The organism is Bradyrhizobium sp. SZCCHNRI3043 (assembly GCF_032377735.1).
Lineage (GTDB): Bacteria > Pseudomonadota > Alphaproteobacteria > Rhizobiales > Xanthobacteraceae > Bradyrhizobium.
Map to the genome: position 1 here is coordinate 1,167,753 of NZ_JAUHID010000001.1, position 26,044 is coordinate 1,193,796.

Below are 26,044 nucleotides of genomic sequence, written 5' to 3' on the forward strand. Positions count from 1 at the left end.
TCGACGCCGGCGATGCACCGCATTTTGGAGGATTAGGCAAGAAGCGGCGAGCTTCCGGCAACAAAGGCGCGCGCGCCTGGTCGATATCGGGGTGGTCAAGACCGCAGGAGTTCAGACCATGACCAAGATTGCTCTCGTGACCGGTTCGAGCCGAGGCCTCGGCCGCAACGCCGCGCTCAACATCGCCCGCCGCGGTGGCGACGTCGTCCTCACCTACCAGTCCAGAGTGGACGACGCTCACGCGGTCATGGCGGAGATCGCTGCGCTGGGCCGCAAGGCTGTCGCCTTGCAACTGGACACCGGTGACGTCGCAGGTTTCATGTCGTTTGCCGAGCGGCTGCGGACCGCGTTGCGCGAGACCTGGGGCCGAGAGACGTTTGACCATCTCGTCAACAATGCCGGCCATGGCGACTATGCCTTGATCGGCCAGACCACTGAGGCGCAATTCGATCGCCTGGTCGACGTCCATTTCAAGGGCGTCTATTTCCTGACGCAGACATTGCTGCCATTGCTCGCCGATGGCGGCCGCATCGTCAACCTGTCCTCCGGCCTGACCCGTACGTCGTTTCCCGGTTACGCCGCCTATGCGGCGGTCAAAGGCGCGGTCGAGGTGCTGACCCGTTACATGGCGAAGGAATTGGGGGGCCGCAGGATCGCGGTCAACACGGTGGCGCCCGGTGCGATCGAGACCGATTTCGGCGGCGGGGTGGTTCGCGACAATCCCGAGATCAACAGGGTGTTTGCGGACATCACCGCGCTCGGCCGCGCCGGCCTGCCCGACGACATCGGGCCGATGATCGCGAGCCTGCTGTCGGAGGACAATCGCTGGGTCAACGCGCAGCGGATCGAAGTCTCGGGTGGACAAGGCATCTGAGACGAGCAAATCCGGGAGATCTCCCATGTCAGTTTCAGCAGGACCCGCCGGCACCATCGATCGGCTCTACGTGCTGGATGCCGGGCTCGCGGTCGCGCCTGATCGATCGGTTTATACGCCGGGACAGTGGGAGGGCGAACAGGTCACGTTGAGCTGCAATGCCTACCTGATCCATCGTGGCGGCGCCTGGATCATGTGGGATACCGGCATCGAGGATACGATCGCAGAGGAGGCCGGCGGCCGGATCATCGCCCACGGCATCAGGGGCGTCGTTGCGCGCCCGATCGTCAGCCAACTCGCCGATATCGGACTTGTGCCCGAGGATGTGGCGACGGTCATTCTGTCTCATGCGCATTTCGACCATGTCGGCAATGCGCGGCTGTTCGCGCATGCCACGTGGCACATCCAGCGGGACGAGCATCGGGCGATGTTCGGTCCCGACTATCGACAGCATGGCTATGTGCCTTTGCTTTATGAATGCCTGAGGCAGGCAAAGGTCGAACTGATGGACGGAGACCATGACATGTTCGGTGATGGTTCGATCCGTGTGATCGCGACCTCAGGACATACGCCAGGGCACAGTTCGCTGCTGGTCCGGCTCGCGAACACCGGGCCGATCCTGCTGTCAGGCGACGTTGCGCATGACCGCTACAACATGGAGCATCGCTGCGTGCCGACCATGAACGCCGATGCGGAGCAGTCGCAACGATCGATGGCGCGCGTCGATGCCGTCGTTCGGGCCGAGGGGGCGCAGCTCTGGATCAACCACGATATCGTGCAGAATGCGACGATCGCACACGCGCCGTTCTACTTCGATTGAGTTCCGGGCCGTTCAGCTCGTCGCCGTCCGCGGCGGCTTTCCACTGAGCGCCACCGCCATGGCCGAGATCAGCGGTTTCATGAAATAGGCCTCGCCCGCGGGCGTGATCGTCGGCGCAACGCCATGGGCATGCAGCTCCTCGGTGACCACAGGCCCCACGGAGGCGATCGGCGTGCGCGCCAGTCCCTGGCGCAGGCGGTCTTCGACGCCATGTGCCTTGGCGACGTCGAACAGCCGCCGCGGCTGGCCCGAGCTCGTCAGCGCGATCGCGTCGACCTTGCCGGCGATCATCTCGTCGATCGCGGTGAGGATGTTCGCATCCGCGGCCTTGGCGTCGTAGACGTAGGGCAGCACCGGATCGACCTCGGCGCCCGCGGCCGCGATGGCGCCGATCAGCGCCGCATGATCCTTGTCGGGATAGAGCTGGAGGCCGAGCCGGTGGCCTTTGAGGTCGAAGCGCGCCAACAATTCGGCGACGCCTTCCGACGTCGGCTTCTCGGTCGTGACCTGCGGCTCGAGCCCGAGCTCGCGCAAGGCGCGGCCCGGCTTGGGGCCGCGGGTGAACTTGCGGGCCTTGCGAAGCGCCGCGATGAATTCGGTCTCGAGCCCGATTCTCCGCACCACCGTCATCAACCGCCGCAGACCTTCGCCGGTCATCAGCACGAGATCATCCAACGGCCGCTCGATGCAGCGGCGGATCCAGGCTTCGATCGGCGCGGGGTCCGGCGCATCCTGGATCGTGAACATCGGACATTGCAGCACGTCGGCGCCTTGCTCGGCGAGCAGCCGCGAGAACTGCGCCTCCTCGCGGGTTTCCAGGATCAGGATGCGGTTGCCGGTCAGCCTGTCAGCCATGGCGATGCTCGAAGTTTGAGAGTTGATGTTTTGTTCATCCTGCCCCCGCGCCGAGCGTTGGCGCAAGGGCGTGGAGGGTGATAGAGCAGGGCCCGAACGGGCGCCAAGCCTGCCGCATCATTCATCCTCACATCATCCGCCCGGTACGTCATCGCCATGTCCGACCACCAGTATGTCCTGACCCTGTCCTGCCCGGATCGTCCCGGGATCGTCTCGGCCGTCTCCACCTTCCTCGCCCATAACGGCCAGAACATCCTCGATGCCCAGCAGTTCGGCGACTTCGAGACGGGGCACTTCTTCATGCGGGTGGTGTTCACGGCCGCCGATCTCGCCGTCAACCTGCCGGCGCTGCAGACCGGCTTCGCCGCGATCGCCGAGCGCTTTGCGATGGACTGGCAGATGCGTGACCGCGCCGGGCAGCGCCGGGTGATGCTGCTGGTGTCGAAGTTCGACCATTGTCTGGTCGACATCCTCTATCGCTGGCGCACCCGCGACCTCGCGATGATTCCGACCGCCATCGTCTCCAACCATCCGCGCGAAACCTATGCCGGGCTCGATTTCGGCGACATCCCGTTCCACCACATGCCGGTGACCAAGGACACCAAGCGCGACCAGGAGCAGGCGATCCTGAAGCTGGTCGATGAGACGAAGACCGATCTCGTCGTGCTGGCGCGCTACATGCAGATCCTGTCGGACGAGATGTCGGCGAGCCTATCGGGCCGCTGCATCAACATCCATCATTCGTTCCTGCCGGGCTTCAAGGGCGCAAAACCCTATCACCAGGCCTATGAGCGCGGCGTCAAGCTGATCGGCGCCACAGCTCATTACGTGACCCGGGATCTCGACGAGGGTCCGATCATCGACCAGGATGTCGAGCGCATCAGCCATCGCGACACGCCGGAGGACCTCGTGCGCAAGGGCCGCGACATCGAGCGGCGCGTGCTGGCGCGGGCGATCCGCTATCACCTCGAGGATCGCGTCATCCTCAACGGGCGCAAGACCGTCGTCTTCATGGATTGATGTCGCGACCGCCCGTCAGCGGCCGGGGACGGTCGCCTGCGCGTTGGCGTTCGACTGCGTCTCCTTGTCGCGTTCGGCGGCCGGCATCTGCCGCTGCCGCTCGCGCTCCTGCATGAAACGGTCGTATTCCGGGGTTCCTGGACGGGGCGGCGCACCGGCCGGCAGGCCGCCGGCCCATTGCGGCATCAGATCGCCCATCCCCGCGCCGACCTTCTCATTGATCGACGAGCAGCCGGCGAGGATCGGCCCGGCCACGGCCAGAAGCATCGTTGCGGCCGGAAAGAGCCTGGTCCGGGGGTGGCGTCTGGCCGGCATTGACGGGGGACCTTTCGTGCTGCGGGCGACCCGCGGCCCGGACCCTAACGATTTGCCATCAATTGGTAAAATTTGGCCGTTCGATGATGTCGGTACTAATATACCAATCACGGATTGGTGGTCCGTTGCGGAAACCTACCGTTCACGAAGCCTCCCATGATCGCCATTGACAACGGGGTCCCGAGTCCGCAGCGATGCGCCCGCGATATCGTGAACGAGATCGCACGGTTAAGACAACAATGGCCGGGGGCTGCGGTCCTGATCCGACCAGGGAGGTAGTTTCAATGTTCGTGCGAAGCAAGACACTGACGCTCGCCAGTGCGGCTCTTGCCGCGGCTGCGCTCGCGTCCGGTGCGGCGCGGGCCGAAGACGCATTCAAGATCGGCTTGATCGTGCCGATGACCGGTGGCCAGGCGTCGACCGGCAAGCAGATCGACAATGCCATCAAGCTCTACATGCAGCAGAACGGCGACACCGTCGCCGGCAAGAAGATCCAGGTCATCCTCAAGGACGACGCCGCGCTGCCCGACAACACCAAGCGTCTGGCGCAGGAGCTGATCGTCAACGACAAGGTCAACGTGATCGCCGGCTTCGGCGTGACGCCGGCGGCTTTCGCCGCCGCGCCGCTTGCCACCCAGGGCAAGATTCCGGAAGTCGTCATGGCCGCCGGCACCTCCATCATCACCGAGAAGTCGCCGTACATCGTCCGCACCAGCTTCACCCTGCCGCAGTCCTCCACCATCATCGGCGACTGGGCGGTCAAGAACGGCATCAAGAAGGTCGCCACCCTGACCTCGGACTACGCGCCGGGCAACGACGCGCTGGCCTCGTTCAAGGAGCATTTCACCGCCGGCGGCGGCGAGATCGTCGAGGAAATCAAGGTTCCGCTGGCGAACCCCGACTTCGCTCCCTTCCTGCAGCGCATGAAGGACGCCAAGCCGGACGCCATGTTCGTGTTCGTGCCGGCCGGCCAGGGCGGCAACTTCATGAAGCAATATGCCGAGCGCGGCCTCGACAAGAGCGGCATCAAGGTGATCGGACCGGGTGACGTCACCGACGACGACCTGCTCAATGACATGGGCGACGCCGTGCTCGGCGCCGTCACCGCGCACATCTATTCGGCGGCGCATCCGTCGGCGAAGAACAAGGAGTTCGTCGCGGCCTACAAGAAGGCGTTCAACAGCCGTCCAGGCTTCATGGCAGTCGGTGGCTACGACGGCATCCATCTGATCTACGAGGCGCTGAAGAAGACCGGTGGCAAGACCGACGGCGATTCCCTGATTGCTGCGATGAAGGGCATGGCCTGGGAGAGCCCGCGCGGTCCCATCTCGATCGATCCGGAGACGCGCGACATCGTTCAGAACGTCTACATCCGCAAGGTCGAGAAGGTCGACGGTGAGCTCTACAACGTCGAGTTCCAGACCTTCGACGCCGTCAAGGACCCGGGCAAGGCCAAGAAGTGACGCGATAGGCGTCATCTCAAGCGCGCACGGACCGTGCGCTCCCTCCCCCGCCTGCGGGGGAGGGCTGGGGTGGCGGCACCCCACGGCACACGCGTCGTGTGGAGAGATTTCCCCCACCCGGATCACATCGTTCCGATGCGATCCGACCTCCCCCGCAAGCGGGAGAGGCGCAGACCGAGCAAGCGTTGTATGCATGCCCTTCGGATGAAGGGATGACCGGGGACTGAAACTCGATTCCATGACCGCCATCCTCACCAACCTGTTCGACGGCGTCGCTTACGGCATGCTGCTGTTCGTGCTGGCCTGCGGGCTCGCCGTGACGCTCGGCCTGATGAACTTCGTCAACCTCGCCCACGGCGCCTTCGCCATGGCCGGCGGCTATGTCTGCGCCGTGCTCGTCAACCGAATGGGATGGCCGTTCTTCGCAGCGCTGCCGCTGGCCTTCGTCGCGAGCGCCATGATCGGCGCGCTGCTGGAGCGGACACTCTATCAGCATCTCTATGCGCGCAGCCATCTCGACCAGGTGCTGTTCTCGATCGGACTCGTCTTCATGACGGTGGCCGCTGTCGACTACATCATGGGCTCCTCGCGAATCTTCATCAAGCTGCCGGACGTGCTGCAGGGCCAGTTCGACGTCTTCGGCGTCGGCATCGGCCGCTACCGGCTGATGATCATCGTGATATGCGGCCTGCTTACAGTGGGGCTGCAGCTGGTGCTCTCCAAGACGCGGTTCGGCAGCCGGCTGCGCGCCGCGGTCGATGATCCGCGCGCGGCGAGCGGCCTCGGCATCAACGTGCCGCAGGTGTTCGCCTTCACCTTTGCGTTCGGCTGCGGACTGGCCGGCCTCGGCGGCGCGCTCAGCGCCGAGATCCTCGGCCTCGATCCGTATTTCCCGCTCAAGTTCATGATCTACTTCCTGATTGTGGTCACCGTGGGCGGCTCGTCCTCGATCACCGGGCCGTTCCTGGCCTCGCTGCTGCTCGGCATCGGCGACGTTGCCGGCAAATATTACGTGCCGAAGCTTGGCCCTTTCGTCATCTACACCATCATGATCGTGATCCTGATCTGGCGCCCGAACGGTCTGTTCGGTCGCACGGCGACGCGGTGAGGATCGCATGACGACGAATGCACAAACCGAGGTCGGATTTCACGCCAGGCAGCACGGCCGCTGGCACTGGAGCGAGTTCGCCTTCTGGATCGTCGTGCTGGCGGTTGGCCTCGCGTTTCCATCGCGCTACCTGATCATGACCGAGATCCTGCGGCTGGCGCTGTTCGCTCTGTCGCTCGACCTGATCCTCGGTTACGCCGGCATCGTCTCGCTCGGGCACGCGGCCTTCTTCGGCGTCGGGGCCTATTGCGCGGGCCTGCTCTCGGTGCACGGCATCATCAATGAGCCGGTGCTGGCGCTGATCGTGGCGGGACTTGCCGCCACTGTGCTTGGCTTCGCCACCAGCTTCCTGGTCATCCGCGGCGTCGACCTGACGCGACTAATGGTGACGCTCGGCATCGCGCTCCTGATGGAGGCGCTGGCGGAGCGCTTTTCCAACATCACCGGCGGCACCGACGGTCTCCAGGGCATCGACATCCAGCCGATCTTCGGCGTGTTCGCCTTCGACATGTTCGGCAAGACGGGGTTCTTCTATGCGCTTGCGGTGCTGTTCGTGCTGTTTCTGCTGGCGCGGACGATCGTGCACTCGCCGTTCGGCCTGTCGCTGCGCGCGATCAAGAACAATCCGCTGCGGGCCGCCGCCGTCGGCATTCCCGTCAACAAGCGGCTGATCGCGATCTACACCGTCGCAGCGTTCTATGCCGGCATTGCCGGCGCGCTGTTCACGCAGACCACGGCGCTGGCCTCGCTCGACGTGTTCTCGTTCGAGCGCTCCGCCGACCTGGTGCTGATGCTGGTCATCGGCGGCTCCGGCTATCTCTATGGCGGGCTGATCGGCGCCGCCGTGTTCCGGATGCTGCAGGAGCTGTTCCAGTGGATCACGCCGCAATATTGGATGTTCTGGATCGGCCTCGTGCTCGTCGTCATCGTGCTGGTGGGCCGTCACCGCATCCACGCCTATGCGCTGTGGTTGCCCAACCTCATCCTGCGCCAGATCGCCGGCCGCAAGGCCGCGGTGGCCCTCACCGATAACGAGGCGCCATGACCTACGCATTGGAAACCCGCGGCCTCGACAAGCATTTCGGCGGCCTTCACGTCACCCGCGACCTGTCGCTGCAGATCGTGCCGGGCGCGCGCCACGCGCTGATCGGCCCGAACGGCGCCGGCAAGACGACCGTGATCAATCAACTGACCGGCGTGCTGGAGCCGAGCGCGGGGCGCATCCTGCTCGAAGGCCAGGACATCACGGATCTGCCGGTGCACAAGCGCGTGCTGCGCGGCCTGTCGCGCACCTTCCAGATCAATCAGCTCTATCCGGACCTGACGCCGCTGGAGACCATCGGGCTTGCCGTGTCCGAGCGCCTCGGCGGCGGCGGCAATTGGTGGCGGCGCATGGGCACGCGCGACGACATCAATGCCGAGATCGCCGAGACGCTGGAGAGCTTCCGCCTGCTCGACGTGATGAATGATCGTACCTCGACCTTACCCTATGGCAAGCAGCGCCTGCTAGAGATCGCCGTCGCGATCGCCGCCAAGCCCCGCGTGCTGCTGCTCGACGAGCCCGCCGCCGGCGTGCCCGAGGGAGAGCGCAAGGACATTCTCGCCGCCGTCGCCGCGCTGCCGCGCGACGTGACGGTGCTGCTGATCGAGCACGACATGGATCTCGTCTTTTCCTTCGCCGACCGCATCTCGGTCCTGGTCTCCGGCGCTCTGCTGGTCGAAGGCACGCCCGACGAGGTCGCGCGCGATCCGCAGGTCAAGGCGGTCTATCTCGGCGAGGCTGCGTGATGACCGATCTGCTGACCATCGAGAACCTGCGCGCTGGCTACGGTCAGGCGGTCGTGCTGCCGAACATGTCGCTCAAGCTGCCCGAGGGCCAAGTGCTGGCGCTGCTCGGCCGCAACGGCACTGGCAAGACCACGCTGATCAATTCCATCGTTGGCGTCACCCGCCGCTTCTCCGGCAAGCTGGCCTTGGCGGGCACCGACATCACGAGCCTGCGCGCCGATCAGCGCGCCCGTGCCGGCATCGGTTGGGTGCCGCAGGAGCGCAACATCTTCCGCTCGCTCACGGTGGAGGAAAACATGACCGCGGTGGCGCAGCCCGGCCCCTGGACGGTCGAGCGCGTCTACCAGATGTTTCCGCGGCTGAAGGAGCGCCGCAACAATTTCGGCAACCAGCTGTCGGGCGGCGAGCAGCAGATGCTGGCGATCGGCCGCGCGCTGACCCTGAACCCGAAGGTGCTGCTGCTGGATGAGCCGACCGAGGGCCTGGCGCCGATCATCGTCGAGGAGCTGCTGGCCGCGATCGGCACCATCAGCCGGGCCGGCGGGCTGTGCTCTGTTATCGTCGAGCAGCACGCGCAGAAGCTGCTCGCGCTGGCCGATCGTGTCGTCATCCTGGAGCGCGGCACTATCGTGCATGATGCCCCGTCCAGCGCGTTGAAGGCCGATCCGGCGCCGCTTGAGCGGCATCTGGGGGTTGCGAGCGCGGCGGCGCATTGACCCGATCAACCGGCTCGACGGCAGCCGGGCAGCGTCATCTTCGGTTGCAGTTGTGATATGGTTCACGCACGCGGTGCGGGGGTCGATTGCGGTGTGCCGCGCCGCCTCTGCCACATTGGTATGCAGGATTCGCCATCGCAGGGAACGATCGTGAAGCGCCGACAAAGGGCAACCCGGCCCTTCCGCCTCGGCCCACCCGGAGACGGTCGCAAAATCACCCCTGGATGATTTCTGGCAGCCCAGGCGAGCGGTGTGGCGGGGGACCGGGCCAAGCTCCCCGTTCCAACGGAATTGTATACCGATCGGATACGGGGTAGGGGATGGACCCGTCCATGACGCTTTGCCCGGATCGCACGCCAAGGCAGATCGCAACCGGCCCAACAAGTCTATCCAACGAATCGACGCCTTCCAAGGAGTGAGCACATGCAACGCACCAAGCCCCCATTCCGCGCCGACGAAGTCGGCAGCCTCTTGCGGCCCCAGAAGATCAAGGAAGCCCGCGCCAAACTCGAGAAGGGCGAGATCTCGGCCGACGATCTCCGAAAGATCGAGGACATGGAGATCGAGAAGGTCGTGCACCGCCAGGCCTCGACCGGCCTGAAGCTTGCGACCGATGGCGAGTTCCGCCGCTCCTGGTGGCATTTCGACTTCCTCGCCAAGCTGACTGGCTGCGAGCTGTTCCATCCCGACACCGGCATCCAGTTCACGGGCGTGCAGACCCGTCATGACGCGGTGCGCGTGATCAGCAAGCTCGACTTCCCGACCGATCATCCGATGCTCGACCATTTCCGCTTCCTGAAGAAGCACGCCGACACCGCGCATGTGACGGCGAAGATGACGATCCCGTCGCCGGCCGTGCTGCACTTCCGTGGCGGCCGCAAGTCGATCTCCAAGGACGTCTATCCCGATCTCGACGCCTTCTACGAGGATCTCGGCAAGACCTATCGCAAGGCCGTGAAGGCGTTCTACGACGCCGGCTGCCGCTATCTGCAGTTCGACGACACCGTGTGGGCCTATCTGTGCTCGCAGGACGAATTGCAGAAGGCCAGGGAGCGTGGCGACAATCCCGATGGCTTGCAGCAGATCTATTCGCGCATCATCAACTACGCGATCGCCGAGCGGCCCGCCGACATGACGATTACGACCCACGTCTGCCGCGGCAATTTCCGCTCGACCTGGATCTCCTCGGGCGGCTACGAGCCGGTGGCCGAGACCATGCTCGCCAACACCAACTATGACGGCTACTTCCTGGAGTATGACAGCGAGCGCGCCGGCGGCTTCGAGCCGCTGCGCTTCCTGCCCAAGGGCAACAAGGTCGTCGTGGTCGGTCTCGTCACCTCGAAGGTCGGCGAACTCGAGAAGAAGGACGACATCAAGCGCCGCCTGGAGGAGGCCTCGAAGTTCGCCCCGCTCGACCAGCTCGCGCTGTCCCCGCAATGCGGCTTCGCCTCGACCGAGGAAGGCAACATCCTGAGCGAAGAGGAGCAGTGGGCCAAGCTGCGCCTCTGCGTCGAGCTCGCCGAGGAAATCTGGGGGAAGTAAGCCTGCGGACAGGAGCCCATTGAAGTCAGACCCGTACCTTACCCGGGGCAGCTGACTAAGACGGTCGCTTCGGACAGGATCGCCGCGGCAAATGCGCGGCGATCCTTCACGGCGATGGATGCAAGAGCCGCCATGTCCGTGACCTGATTTTGACGATTGCGATTTCAATAGGTCTGGCCGAGGTGGACTCATCAAGCCGCCCAAGCAATCCCGTCGGGTCTTGGCTCTGTTGCAAGAGGCCGATGATCTGCTGAATGGCTGGTAACGACCAGCACATTCAATGCCATCTCGAAGATCTCACTACGCGGCCCGGCGGCCCGCCTTCTTGGTGGTCTTCCGCTTCGGAGCCGTCTTAGGCGGAGCCGAGGTGAGCTTCACGCCGAGAGCGCGGAGCACTTTCAGGATGGTGGCGAACTCCGGGTTCCCGTCTTCACCAAGCGCCCGATAGAGCTGTTCGCGACGGATGCCGGTTGCCTTTGCGACTTCCGACATGCCGCGCGCCCGGGCAATTGTGTTGATCGCGGCGCGGATTTCATCAGCGGTGCCGTCCTCAAGCGCCGCGGCCAGAAACTCGGCTTGGGCCTCCGGCTCTGCAAGATATTCCGCGGCATCGAAGCGCGTTGTTGCCATTCGCTACCCCTCTCTCTCGGCCAGTTCTTGAGCGCGCCGGATATCGGAACGCTGGGTGCTCTTGTCACCACCGCAAAGCAGGATCACCAAGACGTTGCCTTTCTGGCGAAAATAGACCCGATAGCCGGGGCCGTAATCGATCCGCATTTCGGAGACGCCCCCACCAACGGGCTTGCTGTCCCCGAGGTTGCCACCTTCAGCACGGGCAATGCGGGCAGCAATACGTGCCTTTGCTCTCGCATACCAAGAAGCCATTCCTTGAATTCGCTGGTCTGCCGGATTTCGAGCATGAAAGAGTGTATCTTAAAAGGTACAGAGGTGCAAGGATGCGAGAGCGAGGCGCGCCGGCAATGCCCTCCTGCCCGAGCGCTGGGCTCGGCGGTCTTGCGATCAAGGTTGGGCGGCCGGAGCAATCCGCCCCGTTTCGTTTTTGCGTAGCAGTGCGCGACGAATCAGCCGCTGCGCTGGCGCCTCGAACCCGCGATAGGTGACGTACGCCGCCGACAGGGTCAGCGCCATGAAGCCAATCCAGAACGACTGGCTGCCGTATGGAATTGCTCGTCCTAAAAAGCCAAAAACCAGTGCGATCGCAAGCTGGATCGGGAAGTGCAGCAGATAGCAGGAATAGGTCATGTTGCCGGCGGCCTGCAGCAGGTTCTCGATGCGCCGCGGCAGGGCGATCGGCCTCGCGCAGGCGAACAACAGGATCGGCGTGGTGACCAGCAGCAGAGCTGCGGCCCGCTCGGCCAGCTCAATGCCGGAGATCCAGAGAGCGACGGGAATTCCGACAGCCGCGCTCAAAGCGAGGGCCTCGAGCTTCGGCCGATACCAGGCATCGGCGACGCTCTGCCGCGCCATGGCGGCCAGTCCGCCGGCATAGAAGAACACGAAACACTTGCCGACCAGTGTCCCGCTCGCGATGCCGGCCAGGATCATCGCCAGGTTCAACAGCGGTGATGTGGTGACGAAACGCAGCGCCAGGAAGAACACCGCATAGACAAGGACCTCGATCGAGACCGACCAGATCGGGCCGTTGAAGCTGACCCCGGTCGGCGGCAGCCAGTCGCTCGCCATGAAAAGCTGGGCGACGAAATGAGCGAGATCGTTGCTCTGGTAGACGAAGAAGACGCCGTGCTGCGCGACATAGAGGGCCTGCAGACCCGCGACCAGCAGCAGCGTTGCGAGATGCAGCGGATAGAGCCGCGACAGCCGGTTGACGAAGAAGGTCCAGCCATCGACCGTGCCATCCGGGATGATCGCGCCGTACTTCCAGAAGAAGATGAAGCCCGAGATGCACCAGAAGATCACGACGCCGTATTCGCCGAGCTCATAGAACGGAAACAGGACATTGTAGAACGGCAGCTCGCTGCGGACGAGATCGACGGGGGCATCGGCGATGTAGGCGAAGTGCGGGTAGTGCCACAGCAGCACCGAGATGGTGGCGAGGAAACGCAGCAGCTCGAGCCCGAGCAGCTTGTGAGTCCCAGGCGATGTCGATGTGTAGGGCAGGGCCATGCGGTGATCGTTAACCGTCTCGACGGGATGTGCGGCCCAATCCTAGCCGGCGCGAAGTGAAGGATTGTTTTCGCTGCCTGCGGGGATCAGCGGCAGGCGAGCTCGGTTCCCTGCAGGATCGCCTGGTCCCAGGATCGATAGCCTGTGGCATTCAGATGAATGCCTTCGAGCGTGAACGGCGACTCCATCGGCGGCAGGGGCAGGAAGGTCGCGCCGGTGCGCCTCGCGAGGTCCGGCAGCTCGGCGCGGTAGCCGGCGATGCTCGCCATGGCGGCCTTCTCCATGGCTGGCGTGAATGGCCCGCGCGCCTCGACGAGGGGAAACTCAGCGATGAAGATGCGCGTGGTGAGCTTTGACAGCTCGCGCAGCAGGGCCTCGTAGCGTCCAGCGAAGACCTCGCTGGAGTCGGGCTTGGCGGTCAGTGCATCGTTCACGCCGAGGGAGACGATGATCGCGAACGGCCGTTTCGGCCCGAGTGCGGGCTTGAGCCAGCCGGCGAGGTCGCTGCGCGTCCCGGCGCCGGCGAGACCGGCGTTGACGACCGGATGCCCGCAGGCGCTGGCCGGCAGCGTCGCCGCCTCGACGATGCTGTCGCCAAGCACGATGATCGGATCATCGGGGCGCGCCAGCAGGTTGTAGTGGACGATGAGCTGGCGAACCGTCCGGTGGTCGCTGCCGGACGGCGCCGCAGAGCGGCGCACCAGCACGAACGTCGCGGCTGCCGCGGCAATCACCGCAAACAGCACAAAACCCAGTCGCGCCTGTGCCTTCGCTGCCATGTGGACGATTGGTGCCCTCGATCGGTGAGACCGTAGTGCAAATTCGCAAACGGAGCTCTAATTCGCCCGCGTCCAGGTCGAGGACCGGCAGACGATGCCGCCGAGCGCGCAGCCCGCGGTCGTCAAGGTGCCGCCCGACAGCGTCATCTTGGCATCGTAGGTCTTGCCGTCATCGGGATTGCTGTAGCTGCCGGCCCAGGCATTGGGTCCGGTCGGCTTCATCCCGGAGAACAGCCGCTGGCCGACCTTGGCCGGGGTGTCGGTGCCCTCCTTGATCCAGACCAGTGTGCCGCAGATGGCGCCGCCGCAGGGGGTGAACTTGACCTTGGAGGCGCCGCTCTCGCGCAGCCAGACGCCGGTGACGTCGTCGGCGAGCGCCGGGCCTGCGGCCAGCGCGAGCGAGAACCCAAGTCCAAGGACAAAACGACCGATCATGCGTGCCTCCCTAATCCTTCGAGACGAGCTTGTTGCTGGCGGATCGTGTCGGCGATGCGGCGGGCCGACGGCGATACGCTTCGTCTCCATTGTTCAACAAAGATAGCAGGTTCGGACATGCTGCACCTCGCGACCGGGCGTGCCGATGTGGCGCGACAGCGGCGTATCCGGTGTTTCTGCGTCCGGAAGGTTCCGGGTTCGGGCTCTTTCCAATGGTGGGCAGATGGTGCTAGGAGGTTGGGCCAGGGGCGCGCTGCCCACTCATGTTTCCCACCCCGCCGGGCCGAATGAAGAACGACCAGCTGCTCGCCCAGATCACGGAGTTCTGCCGCCAGTCGGATATGGCGGAGTCGACGTTCGGCCGGCGCGCCGTCAACGACGGCAAGCTGGTGCAGCGGCTGCGCGAGGGCAAGCGCATCACCATCGACACGCTCGACCGCATCCAGGCCTATATCGCGGCATCCACCGGCACCCTGCCGCCGCCGCGGCTCGATGTCGTGCCCGAGAAGCGCGATCCCAAGAGCAATTTCCGCTTCTTCGAGAATCGCCAGAAATATCTCTTGTTCGTGCACACCTGCAGCGAGAAGCGGGTGGTGGCGGAACGCGTCGGTCTCGAGCTCGCCAGCATCCATCCCCGGCCCCCGGCGCTGCGCCTGTTCGATGCCGGCGTCGGCGACGGCACCGTGCTGTCGAAGGTGCTGCGGACCATGCATGGCCGCTTTCCCCACATCCCGTTCTATGTCGCCGGCAAGGAGCTGAGCCTCGAGGACGTCCGGCTGACCTTGGAAAAGGTGCCGGACCGGCTGTTCGAGCACCCCGCCAGCGTGTTCGTGTTCACCAACATGAACTATGCCGAGGCGCCCTGGCTGACCCCGGCCTCGCCGTCGGTGGCGGCATCGATGATCTGGCACGAGGTCGTGCTGCAGGGCGATTCGTCGGGGGATTTCGAGACCCAGATCGCGGCGTTGAAGCCGTTCCTGGAGCAGAACTGGCGCGCCAACGTCTCCCAGCGCACGGGCATGCCGGTCTATGAGCGGCCGATCGCGCTGGTGCTCTACCGCGAGGATCACCGCTTCCTGCTCGACGGCATCATCCCGCGGGCCGGGCGGGTCGAGGCCAATTTCGACCTGATCATCGCCTCGCAGCCCTACCGGGCCCGTTCCTCGGTCAATTTCCGCGCCAAGCGCATCATCGCACCGCTGGCGAGGGCGCTGAAGCCGGGCGGGCGGCTGATCGGAATCCACTCCCATGGCGAGGATCCGGGCCTGGAGATCATCCAGGCGGTCTGGCCCGGAGAAAATCCTTTCTCGGTCAGCCGCCATGAGCTATTGCGCGCCGTCAAGTACGAGTTGGGGTCCAGTGGGCGGGACTTAAATTTTAACGCCTATGCGGACAATCGCTCGATTTTCAGGTATGAGATGGAGGCTCTGCCCAACGAGGTCACCGGTACCATCGGAACCTCGACGGCCTTTGCAGCCTGGAACGCGGCGGTGTATGTCGCGCAGATCGAGGAAGACCGCCTGATGGAGGTCGCACACTCGTCTCGTGCGCTCGACGCCGCCAGAGAGGTTCTGCGAAAGCACAACGGGCTGTGGTTCTACGACGAGTCCTACGTCATCTCGCGGCGTCGCGACTGACATTCCTTAGGGATCAATACAAACGACCGCCGTGGGCGGCGAAGAAGGGGTTGCTTGATGCGCGCGTCATATCTGTTCACCTCGGAGTCGGTGTCCGAAGGCCATCCGGACAAGGTTTGCGACCGTATTTCCGATGAGATCGTCGACCTGTTCTACCGCGAAGGGCCGAAGGCCGGCATCGACCCCTGGCAGATCCGCGCCGCGTGCGAGACGCTCGCCACCACCAACAAGGTCGTGATCGCCGGCGAGACCCGCGGCCCGGCTTCGGTTACCAACGAGCACATCGAGCACGTCGTCCGTGAGGCCATCAAGGACATTGGCTACGAGCAGGAAGGCTTCCACTGGAAGACCTGCGACATCGAGATCCTGCTGCATCCGCAGTCGGCCGACATTGCGCAGGGCGTCGACGCGCTGCAGCCGGGCGAAGTGAAGGAAGAGGGCGCCGGCGACCAGGGCATCATGTTCGGTTACGCCTGCAACGAGACGCCCGATTTGATGCCGGCGCCGATTTTCTACGCCCACAAGATCCTGCGCCTGATCTCGGAAGCCCGCCATTCGGGAGTCGAGAAGGTGCTCGGCCCGGACTCCAAGAGCCAGGTCACCGTGCGCTATGAGAATGGCAAGCCGGTCGGCGTGCGCGAGATCGTCGTCTCGCACCAGCACCTGGTCGAGGACATGACCTCGGCGCAGGTGCGCGAGCGCGTCGAGCCCTACGTGCGCGAGGCGCTGCCGAAGGGCTGGATCACGAAGGACACGATCTGGCACATCAACCCGACCGGCAAGTTCTACATCGGCGGTCCCGATGGCGACACCGGCCTCACCGGCCGCAAGATCATCGTCGACACCTATGGCGGCGCGGCTCCGCACGGCGGCGGCGCCTTCTCCGGCAAGGATCCGACCAAGGTCGACCGCTCCGCGGCCTACGCCGCCCGCTACCTCGCCAAGAACATCGTCGCTTCCGGTCTCGCCGACCGCTGCACCCTGCAGCTCGCTTATGCCATCGGCGTGGCGCGGCCGCTGTCGATCTACATCGACACCCACGGCACCGGGAAGGTTTCCGAGGACAAGCTCGAGAAGGCGGCGGCCGAGGTCATGAACCTTACCCCGCGCGGCATCCGCTCGCATCTCGACCTCAACCGCCCGATCTACGCGCGCACCGCGGCCTACGGCCATTTCGGCCGCACGCCGGACAACGAGGGCGGCTTCTCCTGGGAGAAGACCGACCTCGCCGAAGCGTTCAAGCGCGCGGTGTAGTTGTTAGGGCCGTCATTCCGGGGCAGCGCGATAGCGCTGAACCCGGAATCTCGAAGTGATGGATTCCGGGTTCGCGCTTACGCGCCCCGGAATGACGTTTTTTGACAAACAGGAACCCCACATGACCGCCAAGCCAGGTTTCACCGACTACATCGTCAAGGACATTTCGCTCGCCGAGTTCGGCCGCAAGGAGATCTCGCTCGCCGAGACCGAGATGCCCGGCCTGATGGCGACGCGTGAGGAGTATGGCCCGAAGCAGCCGCTGAAGGGCGCGCGCATTGCGGGCTCGCTGCACATGACCATCCAGACCGCGGTGCTGATCGAGACGCTGAAGGCGCTCGGCGCCGACATCCGCTGGGTCTCGTGCAACATCTACTCGACCCAGGACCACGCCGCCGCGGCGATCGCCGCTGCCGGCATTCCGGTGTTCGCCGTCAAGGGCGAGACGCTGGTCGACTATTGGGACTACACCGCCAAGCTGTTCGACTGGCATGGCGGCGGCCATCCCAACATGATCCTCGATGACGGCGGCGACGCCACCATGTACGTCCATCTCGGCCTGCGCGCCGAGAACGGCGACACGGCGTTCCTCGACAAGCCTGCCTCCGAGGAGGAGGAGGTGTTCTTCGCGCTCTTGAAGAAGCAGCTCAAGGAGAAGCCGAAGGGCTACTTCGCCGAGATCGCCAAGTCGATCAAGGGCGTCTCGGAGGAGACCACCACGGGCGTGCACCGTCTCTACGACATGCAGAAGGCCGGCACCTTGTTGTGGCCCGCGATCAATGTCAACGACAGCGTCACCAAGTCGAAGTTCGACAACCTCTATGGCTGCCGCGAGTCGCTGGTCGACGGCATCCGCCGCGGCACCGACGTGATGATGTCGGGCAAGGTCGCGATGGTCGCGGGCTTCGGCGACGTCGGCAAGGGTTCGGCCGCCTCGCTGCGCCAGGCCGGCTGCCGCGTCATGGTGTCCGAGATCGATCCGATCTGCGCGCTGCAGGCGGCGATGGAGGGCTATGAGGTTGTGACGATGGAGGACGCTGCGCCGCGCGCCGACATCTTCGTCACCGCCACCGGCAACAAGGACATCATCACCATCGAGCACATGCGCGCGATGAAGGATCGCGCCATCGTCTGCAACATCGGCCACTTCGACAACGAGATCCAGGTCGCCTCGCTGAAGAACCTGAAGTGGACCAACATCAAGCCGCAGGTCGACGAGATCACCTTCCCCGACGGCAAGCGCATGATCCTGCTGTCCGAAGGCCGCCTGGTGAACCTCGGCAATGCGATGGGCCACCCGTCCTTCGTGATGTCGGCGTCCTTCACCAACCAGACCCTGGCGCAGATCGAGCTCTACGCCAACAACAAGGACGGCAAGTACAAGAAGGAAGTCTACGTGCTGCCGAAGTCGCTGGACGAGAAGGTGGCGATGCTGCACCTCGCCAAGATCGGCGTGAATCTCACCAAGCTGCGCCCCGACCAGGCCTCCTACATCGGCGTCAAGCCGGAAGGCCCGTTCAAGTCGGACCACTACCGCTACTGATAATCCGGCGCGACGCGCGGCGGAGATGGTGAAGGCCGGGGCATTGCCCCGGCCTTTTGTTTTGTCGTCATCGATGCTCCGAAGATGGGACGTCGTCATTGCGAGCGAAGCGAAGCAATCCAGGGTGTCGCGTGCGACTCTGGATTGCTTCGTCGCTTCGCTCCTCGCAATGACGGAGAGAGTGTGCGCTCTACGAAATCAACGAGATACTGCCACCTGCAGTGTACGTGACAATCACCCTGTCCGCCGCGAGGCCAGCGCCGACGCGCGCACCGCCTTCGTGCGCTTTGCCGCATGATGCTCCGGTCGCGCGGCGATCCGCTTGCCCTTCTTCGTCTCCGCCGCCGCCACCCTCACCGCAGGCGCGCGATGCTTGGCATATTCCTCGCCGTCGACCGGGCCGACATGTGGCGGGTCGCGATCGAGATAGGGCCGGCCGATGCCAAAGCTCTTGCCGTTGGCGTCGACCCATTTCCACAACTGCTCGGTCGCCACCCAGCGCTGCGCGCGCGTCGCGCCGTTGACGCTGACGATGTCGGCTGCGAGTCCATGGCCGTAGCCGCCGCGCAGGCTGCCGCCGTGATAGGAGCGGTTGGTCGCGGCCTTCAGCCCGCTCGCGATCTCCTGGCGATAATCGTCGCGGAAGCCGCTGGTGATGCCCGGCGCGAGACCCGCGGCCTCGGCGGCGTGCAAGGTGTGAAACAGCTTCAGCTTGAAGCCGCGGTCCATGCCGCCGATCACGTACTCCATCATGCTGCGGCCGACGCGCTCGGCCGCCTTCGGATCCTTCCAGGTGAAGTCATTGTCGACCAGCTTGGTGAAGCTGCGCGTCACCTTCACCATGCGCCCCTTGCGCTTGACCGTGACGACGCGGCGCTCGGTCTCGCGGATCTTGTCGAGCTTCGGCGCGCGCTCGTACAGCGCCCACAGATAGCGATCGATGCAGGCATCGATGGCGGGGCACTCGTCGAGGATCTCGATGCGGTCGGCGCTGGCGACAGTGGGCCGAGGCGGTTCGGTCGCTGCGCTGGGCGCGGCCTGTTCGTCCGCTGGCAGGACGGCCGATGGCGTGATCGACGCGGTCGTCAGCGCGGGCTCGGCTGCGGTCGGCTGCGGCGACGTCGCGATCGGCTCCGCGACGACAGGCGGCGTCGCCGCCTCGATCTCGGCGGCGGCCGCGGGCCATGCCGCCGCACAAGCTATCAGGACAACGGACCGACACAACGCACGCGTCGAAAGCTGCTGCGAGCTCATCATCCGGCCTCCCCAAAATCCGAGCCCCTGCTGGTGAGGGGCGGTCAGGCATCCGATACCTGCGATTGTTCGGCGCAAGACGGCCCGGCGCAATAACGCATCTCCGCGCCCGCGCAGCTTTTGCGAGAACTGTGGCCTGCGTGCAACGCTCGTGAGTTCCGGGTGTGGCGCGATTCGCCGCGAACGATCGTTCGGCGACGACAGATGATGGAGACCGCAGGGCCTCCGGCTGACGCCCTACGCCGTACTCGGCTGAGCCGTCCGGTCAGCTCGCGCGCGAGCTGCGCCGCAGCAGCTTCCGCCCTGTCAGCATGGCGCGGGCGAGATTCTCGCGCTGCAGGCGGCTCACCAGCACCACGCCGGCGACATGCAGCACCACCAGCGGGATCAGCAGATATGACGTCACCTCGTGGGTGTCCTCGACCCACCAGAGGCCGAAGAAGCGCACGGTCACCTGCATCGCGCCGGTCACCGCGGAGACGATGAGCAGAAGCAGCAGTGCGAGCTGCATCGCCGTGCCTGCAGGGTTCAGCCCGAGATAGCGTCCGGTCCTGCCGCGCCGCAGATTCCACAGATAAGCGGGCGTCGCGCGCAGCCGGGCGCCGATGCTGCGGAAGCGCGAATGGCGGGTGCCGATGATGCCCCAGATCAGGCGGAACGCAAGCAGTCCGAGGATCGCGTAGCCCGCGATCCGGTGCAGGCCGTCATGGACGTTCGGCGTCACCCAGGCGACGAGCACCAGCACGGCCAGCATCCAGTGCCACAGCCGCAGCGGCAGGTCCCAGACCCGTACTGTCTCGGCGGCGTCCCGGTGTTTCAGGCCGGCGCGGGGGGCTGTGCCGTGCATGGCTCTCACGTCAGGTCATCCAGCACGCTGGACGACGCTTGCGCCAACTACTTGGCGATCGTGTGCTTCAGGCTGAGATCCTCCGGGCTGTAGAACAGCTCATACAGCTTGTCGCCCTTGACGCCGTAGACCTCGTAGCAGGTGCCCTCGACCTTCGAGCGGCGCACCTCGTAGCCCGCATCCTTCGCCTTGGCTTCCGCCTCGGCCGCCGGCTTCCACGACGCCTTGTCGAGCTTGGTGCAGTCCTTGTAGCCGTCCGCCAAGGCCGGCGAGATGGCGGCAAACGCGACAGCGAGCGCGGCCGCAATGGTCAGTCTCATCAATCCCTCCAATGAGCAAATACAAATACGATGCATCGTGGGATCAGTGGAGACGGCAACCGCCCCGATGTGTCAACGGAGCGGCGGCTGGAATTGCTCTTAGAGCTTTTCCAAATTCGCCAGGGCCGCGATTTTTCAGCCGAGAATCGCAGACGGTGTGATGCGCGACGTTACGTCTCGCTCGCGCTGCTCATCGCGACACTGTGGTCGTCTGGCGTCCGCTCTCGCCCGGTCCCGCTGGCGGGACAGGGCGAGATGCGAATGCCGGCGTCAGAATTCCAGGTTCGCACCCAGATAGAACGAACGTCCGGGACCGGGAACGGCGGTGCCCCACATCGTCGCGGTGCCCGATACGCCGCCGCCGGTGGCAGCGACGGTGCCGGCCTCCTTGTTGAACGACATCGATGCGCCCTCGCCGATATAGGCGCCGCCGAGCGGCAGGTAGTAGAGCTTGTTGAACAGGTTCTCGACGCCGAAGCTGATGCGCAGCTTCTGCCAGCTGTAGTTGCTCCGCAGGTTGACCAGGCCGTAGGCCGGGGTCTTGAGCTCGTTGCGCGCGACGGAGACGTCGGACTTGCGGCCCACCATCACCAGCTCGAGGCCGCTGTCCCAGCCGTCGAGCCGGTGCGTGAGCGTCAGCTTGCCGTTGATCGGCATGATGTTGTAGAGGCCACCTCCGGTGTCGAGGTTCCTGCCGTTGGTATAGCTCAGGACACCTTTCAGGCCGAAATCGCCGATCGGCGTCCTGCCCAGCGGCACCTTGCCGGACAGATCGAAGCCGTACAGCCGTGCCTGCTGGTTCATGTACTTCATGATCACAAACTGGTTGGCGACGGCAGGCACGGCAGCGGTGTTGGTGGCGGCCTTCCACTGCACCGCATCGATGTAGTCGCGCACATGGGTGTAATAGGGTGTGAGCCGTATCTCGGCCTCATGGTCGGCGCTGTGCCAGGCGCCGGTGAAGCTCACGGTATGGGCGACCTCGGGTCTCAGATTGGGGTTTCCAAGATAACCGTTGCCGTCGCCGACGAAATTGTTCATCTCCAGCGCCATGGTGTTCCGCGACCAAGAATAGCGTTCGTACAGATTTGGCGACCGGGTCTTCTGCATCGCGCCGAACTCGAAGGTGAGATGGGCGCTCGGCGTATTCCGGAACAGCGCCGTCAGATCGACATTGTTGTCCTTTCGCGAGCGATCCATGGCGTTGAACGCCGCGCGGGAGCCGACCGAGCTCGTCTCGTACATGCCGGACATGAACCCCGATGTCAGCGGCGTGGTGCTGGTGTTGTAGCCGACGACCGGTCCGGTGTCGGTCTCGACGCGTTCGAACCGCACGCCCAGCAGCGACAGCCAGGACGGGCTCCACTTCGCCTCCCACTCGCTGAACACGCCGGCCCGGTCGCGCTTGCCGCCGTTGATGTTCCAGAACGTCAGCGGCGCCATGCCGCCGATGCAGTTGCCGACGCCGCAATCGGGGGCCGGCGGCCACCAGTCGTCGAGACGATAGGTCTGCAGGTCGACGCCGACGCGGACCACGTCGCGGGGCGACAGCGTGATGTCGGCCTTGGAGGTCAGGCCGTTGGTCTTGGTGCGCGTATACATCGGCATGCCGTTGACCGGATAGCTCGCACCCGTCGTGTTCGGCGGGCGCAGCGTGCCATACGAGAGCAGCCGATCGCCGCCGAAGTTCATGTAGTGATCGACGGACTGGTGATAGAGGCGGGTGTCCAGATCGCCCCAGTCGAACCGGCCGAGATGGTGCAGGTTGAGGCTGTAGGCATCGTTGCCCAGCATGTCCATGCGCTGGTTCGGGTAGAGCTGATAGGGGACCTCCTGCACTCCCGCCTTCAGCTCGATGAGCTGGCCGTCCTTGCTCCAGGCGATGCCCATCAGATGATTCCTGGTCTCGTAGGCGGATGAGCCGACCTGATCGAGGGGAAGCACCGGCGTGATCGAACTCCTCAGGGTGAAGTTCTTGAAGTTGCCGCCGGCCGTATAGTTGTCTGCCTTGACCGCAGCGCCGCTGTAGCTGACGCTGTAGTTCTCGGTGGCCATGGTGGCCGACAGGTTGACGCCGCGCACGTTGCCGTTGCTGCGGTAGAACGTGCCGATGCTGCCTTTGGTCAGCAGGCTCTGCCCCGGCGCCGCGAACAGGGCCGCCGGCGAGCTGACGGCGACGGTGCCGCCGATCGAGTCGCCGCCGACGCTCACGGGAGTGATGCCCGCCCAGACCTTGGCTGCGGCGACCTGGGCCGGATCGATGTAGGACAGCGCCGGATTCATGTGATTGGGACATGAGGCGATGGTGTCCATGCCGTCGACCTTGATGCGCAGGCGGTCGTCGGCGAGGCCATGGATCGCCGGCAGGCTCGAGACCCCGCCGGTCGAATAGAGGCTGACGCCGGGTACATCGGCAAACAGCGCAGCGGTGTCGTTCGTGATGGCGCGCTTCGCCAGGATGTCACCCGGCGCAACCGAAGTGGCGCCGGGAGGCGCGGCGACGCCGTCGGATGAGGTCGCCTGCGGCGGTGGCGCGCTTGCCGGATTGGTCGTCGCCGCATGTGCGCCCCTGCGGCGGACGGCCGTTCGGGCGGCCGGACGGGGCTGCGGGACAGTGACCGTCACCTGCGGCAGCGTGGCGGCAGAGCGAGCCCGCGATGGGTCCTGCGCAAGCACGGGGCTCGAAAGGGCGAATGCCAGCAGCGCAGGCGATGTCAGCACGGTGGTTGAGCGGAGCAACCGCCGCCGGACGGGTGTCGAACATTGGTCCATGATGGGATCTCGGAATAGGAATGGGAGAGGCGTCTGGCGGCGAGCGCGCCGTGGCCCCGTGAACATGTCGCGACGAGGCGGCTGCGGGCACGGCTGCGGCGACCGCCGGACGGCAGCCCACAGCGCGCGCGGACGAGACCGGCCGCATCGTGACGGGATGAGATGTCTGGGGTGATCGGCCTAGACGGCCGCCGGTGGTCCGCGAGCGACCGGCAGTTCGAGCGCGGGCCGGAGCGCCGCAACGACGTCGATCCGCTCGATCAGGATCGCCACGACCACCGGCATCGGCCGCGCCACGGTGGGTATGTGCGGGACGGCGACGCCGCGTCCGAGCGCACAGAACGGACAGCTCGCGCATTGCTTGGCCGCAGTGCCGATATCGTCCGACGGCGGACCGTCGGTGGAGCTCTGACAGATGATGGCGACGGTGTCGGGAGCCGCAACCGCAGCGCTCATCGCGGAGAGCGCCAGCGCGGACTGGAAGATCAGGGCCCATGCCGCGAACCAGACGAGAGCGCCGCCGAGCCGCGACAGCGCTGCGCGCCGCCGCGCTGAGCGCATGCGCGCCTCACGTCGTCCTGATGCGATGCCTTGTAGTTGACGCCCCTGACGAGCCACCGACTGACGCCCCCGTCCCTCGCAACTACCTACAGGAGCGGGCATCCGGTTGGCAATGGACGACACGCGGCCGGCTCGACTCCCGTCGCAGTGGATCAATTCGGCCACAGTGAAGTGACTTCAACTCATTCGCGAGCGGCCGGCGCGACTGAAACGCGCGCGGGCCATTCTTGCGAGTCGAACTCAATCGCGGCGCGGTCTCGCGACGGATGACGGCCGGGCCTGGACGCCGTCAGCGACATCTGTCAAATATAGCCTCATGACCTTCCGCATTCGCATCGCAGGCGCTGCCGTCAGCAGCCGAATTACCGACCCGGCCTGATCCGTCGGGCCGGGCGCTTCTGCCTGTGAGAATTGCCTGTGAATGCTCTTGGCGCCCGAAGAGGCGCCGTATGCGAGGTCTGTATCCGTGTCTCCCAACCAACCGACGCTGCACCTCGTGTGCGGCAAGATCGCTGCCGGCAAATCGACGCTCACTGCCGCGCTCGGCCGGCGCTCAGGCACCATTGTGATTGCCGAGGATGAGTGGCTGGCGCGGCTCTATCCCGGCGAGCAGAGCACCCTGGCCGACTACGTGCGCAATTCGTCTCGGCTGCGCAGCGTGATGGGGCCGCACGTCGTCGCGCTGTTGCGAGCCGGCGTTTCGGTCGTGCTCGACTTCCCCGCCAACACGCCGGCGAGCCGCGCCTGGATGCGCAGTCTGTTCGAAGCCGCCGGCGTGCCGCACCAATTGCATCACCTCGACGTCCCCGACGAGGTCTGCAAGGCGCGGCTGCGCGCGCGCAACGCAGAAGGCCGCCACGCCTTCACCGTGACCGACGAGGAGTTCGACCTGTTCACCTCCTACTTCGTGGCGCCGACCCCGGAGGAAGGATTCGACGTGATCGCGCATCGGACGTGATGCCGCTCGCAATAAACAGAGCGATCGTCAACGCGCTCGTAGCCCGGATGAGCGAAGCGACATCCGGGTTCACCGGCACACTGCGTGAGACCCCGGATGTCGCTTCGCTCATCCGGGCTACGCGTCGTGAGCCGCTGCAAGTCGCTCCTAAGCGCTCTGCATTCCGATCCTGAAGCGCCGATTCTGCCGGCCCTTGTTGTCCACCTTCACGATGCGGATGGGCCGGGCTTGCTCCGTCGAGACCAGATGCGTGCCGCCGCAGGCTTGGCGGTCGAGGCCGTCGATGTCGACGATGCGGATCAGGCCGTCGGCCTGGCGCGGCGGGGCGACGGATTTGGCGCGGAACAGGCCAGCGGTCGCCTGCGCCTCGTCGTAGCCCATGTCGAAGGCGCGGACCGGGCGATCGTCCGAGATCGCCGCGTTGACCGCGTCCTCCACCGCGCGCAGCTGCTCCGGCGCCACCTTGGGCAGATCGAAATCGACACTGAACTCGTCGGTCTCGGTCATGCGGACGCCGGTCAGCAGCGCGCCGTCGAACAGCGTGTAGACGGCACTGTTGACGAGATGCGCCACCGTGTGCTGCTCGCTCATGCGCTGCCGGAACGCCGGATCGACGCGCAGCTCGATCGCCCCGTCCGGGATGGCGTCATCACCGATCAGGTGCCAGATGCCGTCGGCGGTCGGCTCGAACCCGGTGACGACGCGGACGATCCCGTTCCACGCGATCGTGCCGCGGTCCGGCAACTGGCCGCCGCCGCCGGGATAGAACGGCGAGCGCGCCACCAGCACCGCGCCGGGGCGCGCGTCGAGCGCGGTGATGTCGAGATCCAGCACGTCGGGACGATCGACAGCGAAAGGGCGGGGCAGGAAGTCGGTCATGCAGAACGGCTCGCAATCGCATAGCCCGGATGAGCGGAGCGACATCCGGGTTCATCGAGACGGCGCGTGAGGCCCCGCATATGGCTGCGCTCATGCGGGCCACGAAGCTACGACGATACGCAGCATCGCGGCGCTGCGCAAATGGCCGTTCCTGTCTCG

The 26,044-nt window shown here is 65.2% G+C and carries 26 protein-coding genes; 13 read left to right on the top strand and 13 right to left on the bottom strand.

Annotated elements, in window-relative coordinates; all coding sequences use genetic code 11:
• Positions 1–118: 118 nt before the first annotated feature.
• The gene (locus QX124_RS05605) at positions 119–874 is read left to right on the top strand and encodes an SDR family NAD(P)-dependent oxidoreductase (RefSeq protein ID WP_315796580.1); all 756 of its coding nucleotides are present in this window, start codon (positions 119–121) and stop codon (positions 872–874) included.
• A 25-nt stretch (positions 875–899) separates the two neighbouring features.
• On the top strand, positions 900–1,694 hold the full coding sequence (locus tag QX124_RS05610; RefSeq protein WP_315796581.1) for an N-acyl homoserine lactonase family protein: 795 nt from the start codon (positions 900–902) through the stop codon (positions 1,692–1,694).
• Positions 1,695–1,706: 12 nt separating this feature from the next.
• On the opposite strand, the gene QX124_RS05615 is transcribed toward QX124_RS05610, so the two are convergent.
• Complete coding sequence (locus QX124_RS05615) at positions 1,707–2,549, bottom strand: uroporphyrinogen-III synthase (RefSeq protein WP_315796582.1); 843 nt, start codon at positions 2,547–2,549, stop codon at positions 1,707–1,709.
• A gap of 156 nt (positions 2,550–2,705) precedes the next feature.
• Between QX124_RS05615 and purU the strand changes: the two genes are divergently transcribed.
• Positions 2,706–3,569: a formyltetrahydrofolate deformylase gene (gene purU, locus QX124_RS05620; RefSeq protein ID WP_315738990.1), complete on the top strand. Its 864-nt coding sequence runs from the start codon at positions 2,706–2,708 to the stop codon at positions 3,567–3,569.
• A 15-nt stretch (positions 3,570–3,584) separates the two neighbouring features.
• Here purU and QX124_RS05625 read toward each other — a convergent pair whose 3' ends face one another.
• Positions 3,585–3,836, bottom strand: a complete 252-nt coding sequence (locus QX124_RS05625; protein ID WP_315738989.1) for a hypothetical protein — start codon at positions 3,834–3,836, stop codon at positions 3,585–3,587.
• 332 nt (positions 3,837–4,168) lie between these two features.
• Between QX124_RS05625 and QX124_RS05630 the strand changes: the two genes are divergently transcribed.
• From QX124_RS05630 to QX124_RS05655, 6 genes are all read left to right on the top strand, one after another.
• On the top strand, positions 4,169–5,347 hold the full coding sequence (locus tag QX124_RS05630) for an ABC transporter substrate-binding protein (RefSeq protein WP_315712906.1): 1,179 nt from the start codon (positions 4,169–4,171) through the stop codon (positions 5,345–5,347).
• A gap of 238 nt (positions 5,348–5,585) precedes the next feature.
• Entirely contained in the window at positions 5,586–6,455 is an 870-nt protein-coding gene (locus QX124_RS05635) for a branched-chain amino acid ABC transporter permease (RefSeq protein WP_315738988.1), read from the top strand.
• Between the two features lie 7 nt (positions 6,456–6,462).
• Complete coding sequence (locus QX124_RS05640; RefSeq protein WP_315738987.1) at positions 6,463–7,500, top strand: branched-chain amino acid ABC transporter permease; 1,038 nt, start codon at positions 6,463–6,465, stop codon at positions 7,498–7,500.
• Positions 7,497–8,243 carry an ABC transporter ATP-binding protein gene (locus QX124_RS05645; protein ID WP_315738986.1) on the top strand — a complete coding sequence of 249 codons (747 nt, stop codon included), beginning with the start codon at positions 7,497–7,499 and terminating at the stop codon, positions 8,241–8,243. The genes QX124_RS05640 and QX124_RS05645 overlap by 4 nt, the downstream gene beginning before the upstream one ends.
• Positions 8,243–8,959 (top strand): ABC transporter ATP-binding protein, encoded by a 717-nt coding sequence (locus tag QX124_RS05650; protein WP_315782789.1) that lies wholly within the window; start codon positions 8,243–8,245, stop codon positions 8,957–8,959. The genes QX124_RS05645 and QX124_RS05650 overlap by 1 nt, the downstream gene beginning before the upstream one ends.
• Before the next feature lie 423 nt (positions 8,960–9,382).
• The gene (locus QX124_RS05655) at positions 9,383–10,501 is read left to right on the top strand and encodes a cobalamin-independent methionine synthase II family protein (RefSeq protein ID WP_315777076.1); all 1,119 of its coding nucleotides are present in this window, start codon (positions 9,383–9,385) and stop codon (positions 10,499–10,501) included.
• Positions 10,502–10,801: 300 nt separating this feature from the next.
• Here QX124_RS05655 and QX124_RS05660 read toward each other — a convergent pair whose 3' ends face one another.
• The 5 genes from QX124_RS05660 to QX124_RS05680 all read right to left on the bottom strand — a co-directional run bounded on the left by QX124_RS05660 (position 10,802) and on the right by QX124_RS05680 (position 13,860).
• Positions 10,802–11,131: an addiction module antidote protein gene (locus tag QX124_RS05660; RefSeq protein WP_315777077.1), complete on the bottom strand. Its 330-nt coding sequence runs from the start codon at positions 11,129–11,131 to the stop codon at positions 10,802–10,804.
• 3 nt (positions 11,132–11,134) lie between these two features.
• Positions 11,135–11,386: a type II toxin-antitoxin system RelE/ParE family toxin gene (locus QX124_RS05665; protein ID WP_315796583.1), complete on the bottom strand. Its 252-nt coding sequence runs from the start codon at positions 11,384–11,386 to the stop codon at positions 11,135–11,137.
• 135 nt (positions 11,387–11,521) lie between these two features.
• Complete coding sequence (locus QX124_RS05670; RefSeq protein WP_315796584.1) at positions 11,522–12,646, bottom strand: acyltransferase; 1,125 nt, start codon at positions 12,644–12,646, stop codon at positions 11,522–11,524.
• 86 nt (positions 12,647–12,732) lie between these two features.
• Positions 12,733–13,425: an SGNH/GDSL hydrolase family protein gene (locus QX124_RS05675; protein ID WP_315796585.1), complete on the bottom strand. Its 693-nt coding sequence runs from the start codon at positions 13,423–13,425 to the stop codon at positions 12,733–12,735.
• A gap of 57 nt (positions 13,426–13,482) precedes the next feature.
• Positions 13,483–13,860 carry a DUF2147 domain-containing protein gene (locus QX124_RS05680; protein WP_315738976.1) on the bottom strand — a complete coding sequence of 126 codons (378 nt, stop codon included), beginning with the start codon at positions 13,858–13,860 and terminating at the stop codon, positions 13,483–13,485.
• A gap of 287 nt (positions 13,861–14,147) precedes the next feature.
• Here QX124_RS05680 and QX124_RS05685 point away from each other — a divergent pair, with 287 nt between their 5' ends.
• The 3 genes from QX124_RS05685 to ahcY all read left to right on the top strand — a co-directional run bounded on the left by QX124_RS05685 (position 14,148) and on the right by ahcY (position 18,294).
• Positions 14,148–15,497, top strand: coding sequence for a hypothetical protein (locus tag QX124_RS05685; protein ID WP_315796586.1), 1,350 nt, complete (start codon positions 14,148–14,150; stop codon positions 15,495–15,497).
• A 57-nt stretch (positions 15,498–15,554) separates the two neighbouring features.
• Positions 15,555–16,751, top strand: a complete 1,197-nt coding sequence (metK, locus tag QX124_RS05690; protein ID WP_315796587.1) for a methionine adenosyltransferase — start codon at positions 15,555–15,557, stop codon at positions 16,749–16,751.
• 121 nt (positions 16,752–16,872) lie between these two features.
• Positions 16,873–18,294: an adenosylhomocysteinase gene (ahcY, locus tag QX124_RS05695; protein WP_315771472.1), complete on the top strand. Its 1,422-nt coding sequence runs from the start codon at positions 16,873–16,875 to the stop codon at positions 18,292–18,294.
• A 234-nt stretch (positions 18,295–18,528) separates the two neighbouring features.
• Here the strand turns inward: ahcY and QX124_RS05700 are convergent, their stop codons facing one another.
• The 5 genes from QX124_RS05700 to QX124_RS05720 all read right to left on the bottom strand — a co-directional run bounded on the left by QX124_RS05700 (position 18,529) and on the right by QX124_RS05720 (position 24,048).
• Entirely contained in the window at positions 18,529–19,551 is a 1,023-nt protein-coding gene (locus tag QX124_RS05700) for a hypothetical protein (RefSeq protein WP_315782781.1), read from the bottom strand.
• 262 nt (positions 19,552–19,813) lie between these two features.
• A complete protein-coding gene (locus QX124_RS05705) occupies positions 19,814–20,395 on the bottom strand; it encodes a cytochrome b/b6 domain-containing protein (protein WP_315796588.1) in 582 nt (193 codons plus the stop codon).
• 47 nt (positions 20,396–20,442) lie between these two features.
• Complete coding sequence (locus QX124_RS05710) at positions 20,443–20,715, bottom strand: PepSY domain-containing protein (protein WP_315796589.1); 273 nt, start codon at positions 20,713–20,715, stop codon at positions 20,443–20,445.
• Positions 20,716–20,985: 270 nt separating this feature from the next.
• Positions 20,986–23,340 carry a TonB-dependent receptor gene (locus QX124_RS05715; protein ID WP_315796590.1) on the bottom strand — a complete coding sequence of 785 codons (2,355 nt, stop codon included), beginning with the start codon at positions 23,338–23,340 and terminating at the stop codon, positions 20,986–20,988.
• Between the two features lie 327 nt (positions 23,341–23,667).
• On the bottom strand, positions 23,668–24,048 hold the full coding sequence (locus QX124_RS05720) for a DUF2946 family protein (RefSeq protein ID WP_315796591.1): 381 nt from the start codon (positions 24,046–24,048) through the stop codon (positions 23,668–23,670).
• A gap of 466 nt (positions 24,049–24,514) precedes the next feature.
• Here QX124_RS05720 and QX124_RS05725 point away from each other — a divergent pair, with 466 nt between their 5' ends.
• Positions 24,515–25,006 carry an ATP-binding protein gene (locus QX124_RS05725; RefSeq protein WP_315771462.1) on the top strand — a complete coding sequence of 164 codons (492 nt, stop codon included), beginning with the start codon at positions 24,515–24,517 and terminating at the stop codon, positions 25,004–25,006.
• Positions 25,007–25,153: 147 nt separating this feature from the next.
• Here the strand turns inward: QX124_RS05725 and QX124_RS05730 are convergent, their stop codons facing one another.
• Positions 25,154–25,885, bottom strand: coding sequence for an alanyl-tRNA editing protein (locus tag QX124_RS05730; protein WP_315796592.1), 732 nt, complete (start codon positions 25,883–25,885; stop codon positions 25,154–25,156).
• Between the last annotated feature and the right edge of the window lie 159 nt (positions 25,886–26,044).

Coding starts and splice junctions, on each gene's coding strand:
- QX124_RS05650 (WP_315782789.1), top strand. CDS start 8,243: ATGACCGATCTGCTGACCATCGAGAACCTGCGCGCTGGCTACGGTCAG.
- QX124_RS05605 (WP_315796580.1), top strand. CDS start 119: ATGACCAAGATTGCTCTCGTGACCGGTTCGAGCCGAGGCCTCGGCCGC.
- QX124_RS05645 (WP_315738986.1), top strand. CDS start 7,497: ATGACCTACGCATTGGAAACCCGCGGCCTCGACAAGCATTTCGGCGGC.
- QX124_RS05720 (WP_315796591.1), bottom strand. CDS start 24,048: ATGCGCTCAGCGCGGCGGCGCGCAGCGCTGTCGCGGCTCGGCGGCGCT.
- QX124_RS05610 (WP_315796581.1), top strand. CDS start 900: ATGTCAGTTTCAGCAGGACCCGCCGGCACCATCGATCGGCTCTACGTG.
- QX124_RS05685 (WP_315796586.1), top strand. CDS start 14,148: ATGAAGAACGACCAGCTGCTCGCCCAGATCACGGAGTTCTGCCGCCAG.
- QX124_RS05700 (WP_315782781.1), bottom strand. CDS start 19,551: ATGATGAGCTCGCAGCAGCTTTCGACGCGTGCGTTGTGTCGGTCCGTT.
- QX124_RS05660 (WP_315777077.1), bottom strand. CDS start 11,131: ATGGCAACAACGCGCTTCGATGCCGCGGAATATCTTGCAGAGCCGGAG.
- ahcY (WP_315771472.1), top strand. CDS start 16,873: ATGACCGCCAAGCCAGGTTTCACCGACTACATCGTCAAGGACATTTCG.
- QX124_RS05655 (WP_315777076.1), top strand. CDS start 9,383: ATGCAACGCACCAAGCCCCCATTCCGCGCCGACGAAGTCGGCAGCCTC.
- QX124_RS05640 (WP_315738987.1), top strand. CDS start 6,463: ATGACGACGAATGCACAAACCGAGGTCGGATTTCACGCCAGGCAGCAC.
- purU (WP_315738990.1), top strand. CDS start 2,706: ATGTCCGACCACCAGTATGTCCTGACCCTGTCCTGCCCGGATCGTCCC.
- metK (WP_315796587.1), top strand. CDS start 15,555: ATGCGCGCGTCATATCTGTTCACCTCGGAGTCGGTGTCCGAAGGCCAT.
- QX124_RS05730 (WP_315796592.1), bottom strand. CDS start 25,885: ATGACCGACTTCCTGCCCCGCCCTTTCGCTGTCGATCGTCCCGACGTG.
- QX124_RS05635 (WP_315738988.1), top strand. CDS start 5,586: ATGACCGCCATCCTCACCAACCTGTTCGACGGCGTCGCTTACGGCATG.
- QX124_RS05675 (WP_315796585.1), bottom strand. CDS start 13,425: ATGGCAGCGAAGGCACAGGCGCGACTGGGTTTTGTGCTGTTTGCGGTG.
- QX124_RS05665 (WP_315796583.1), bottom strand. CDS start 11,386: ATGGCTTCTTGGTATGCGAGAGCAAAGGCACGTATTGCTGCCCGCATT.
- QX124_RS05670 (WP_315796584.1), bottom strand. CDS start 12,646: ATGGCCCTGCCCTACACATCGACATCGCCTGGGACTCACAAGCTGCTC.
- QX124_RS05615 (WP_315796582.1), bottom strand. CDS start 2,549: ATGGCTGACAGGCTGACCGGCAACCGCATCCTGATCCTGGAAACCCGC.
- QX124_RS05630 (WP_315712906.1), top strand. CDS start 4,169: ATGTTCGTGCGAAGCAAGACACTGACGCTCGCCAGTGCGGCTCTTGCC.
- QX124_RS05625 (WP_315738989.1), bottom strand. CDS start 3,836: ATGCTTCTGGCCGTGGCCGGGCCGATCCTCGCCGGCTGCTCGTCGATC.
- QX124_RS05705 (WP_315796588.1), bottom strand. CDS start 20,395: ATGCACGGCACAGCCCCCCGCGCCGGCCTGAAACACCGGGACGCCGCC.
- QX124_RS05710 (WP_315796589.1), bottom strand. CDS start 20,715: ATGAGACTGACCATTGCGGCCGCGCTCGCTGTCGCGTTTGCCGCCATC.
- QX124_RS05680 (WP_315738976.1), bottom strand. CDS start 13,860: ATGATCGGTCGTTTTGTCCTTGGACTTGGGTTCTCGCTCGCGCTGGCC.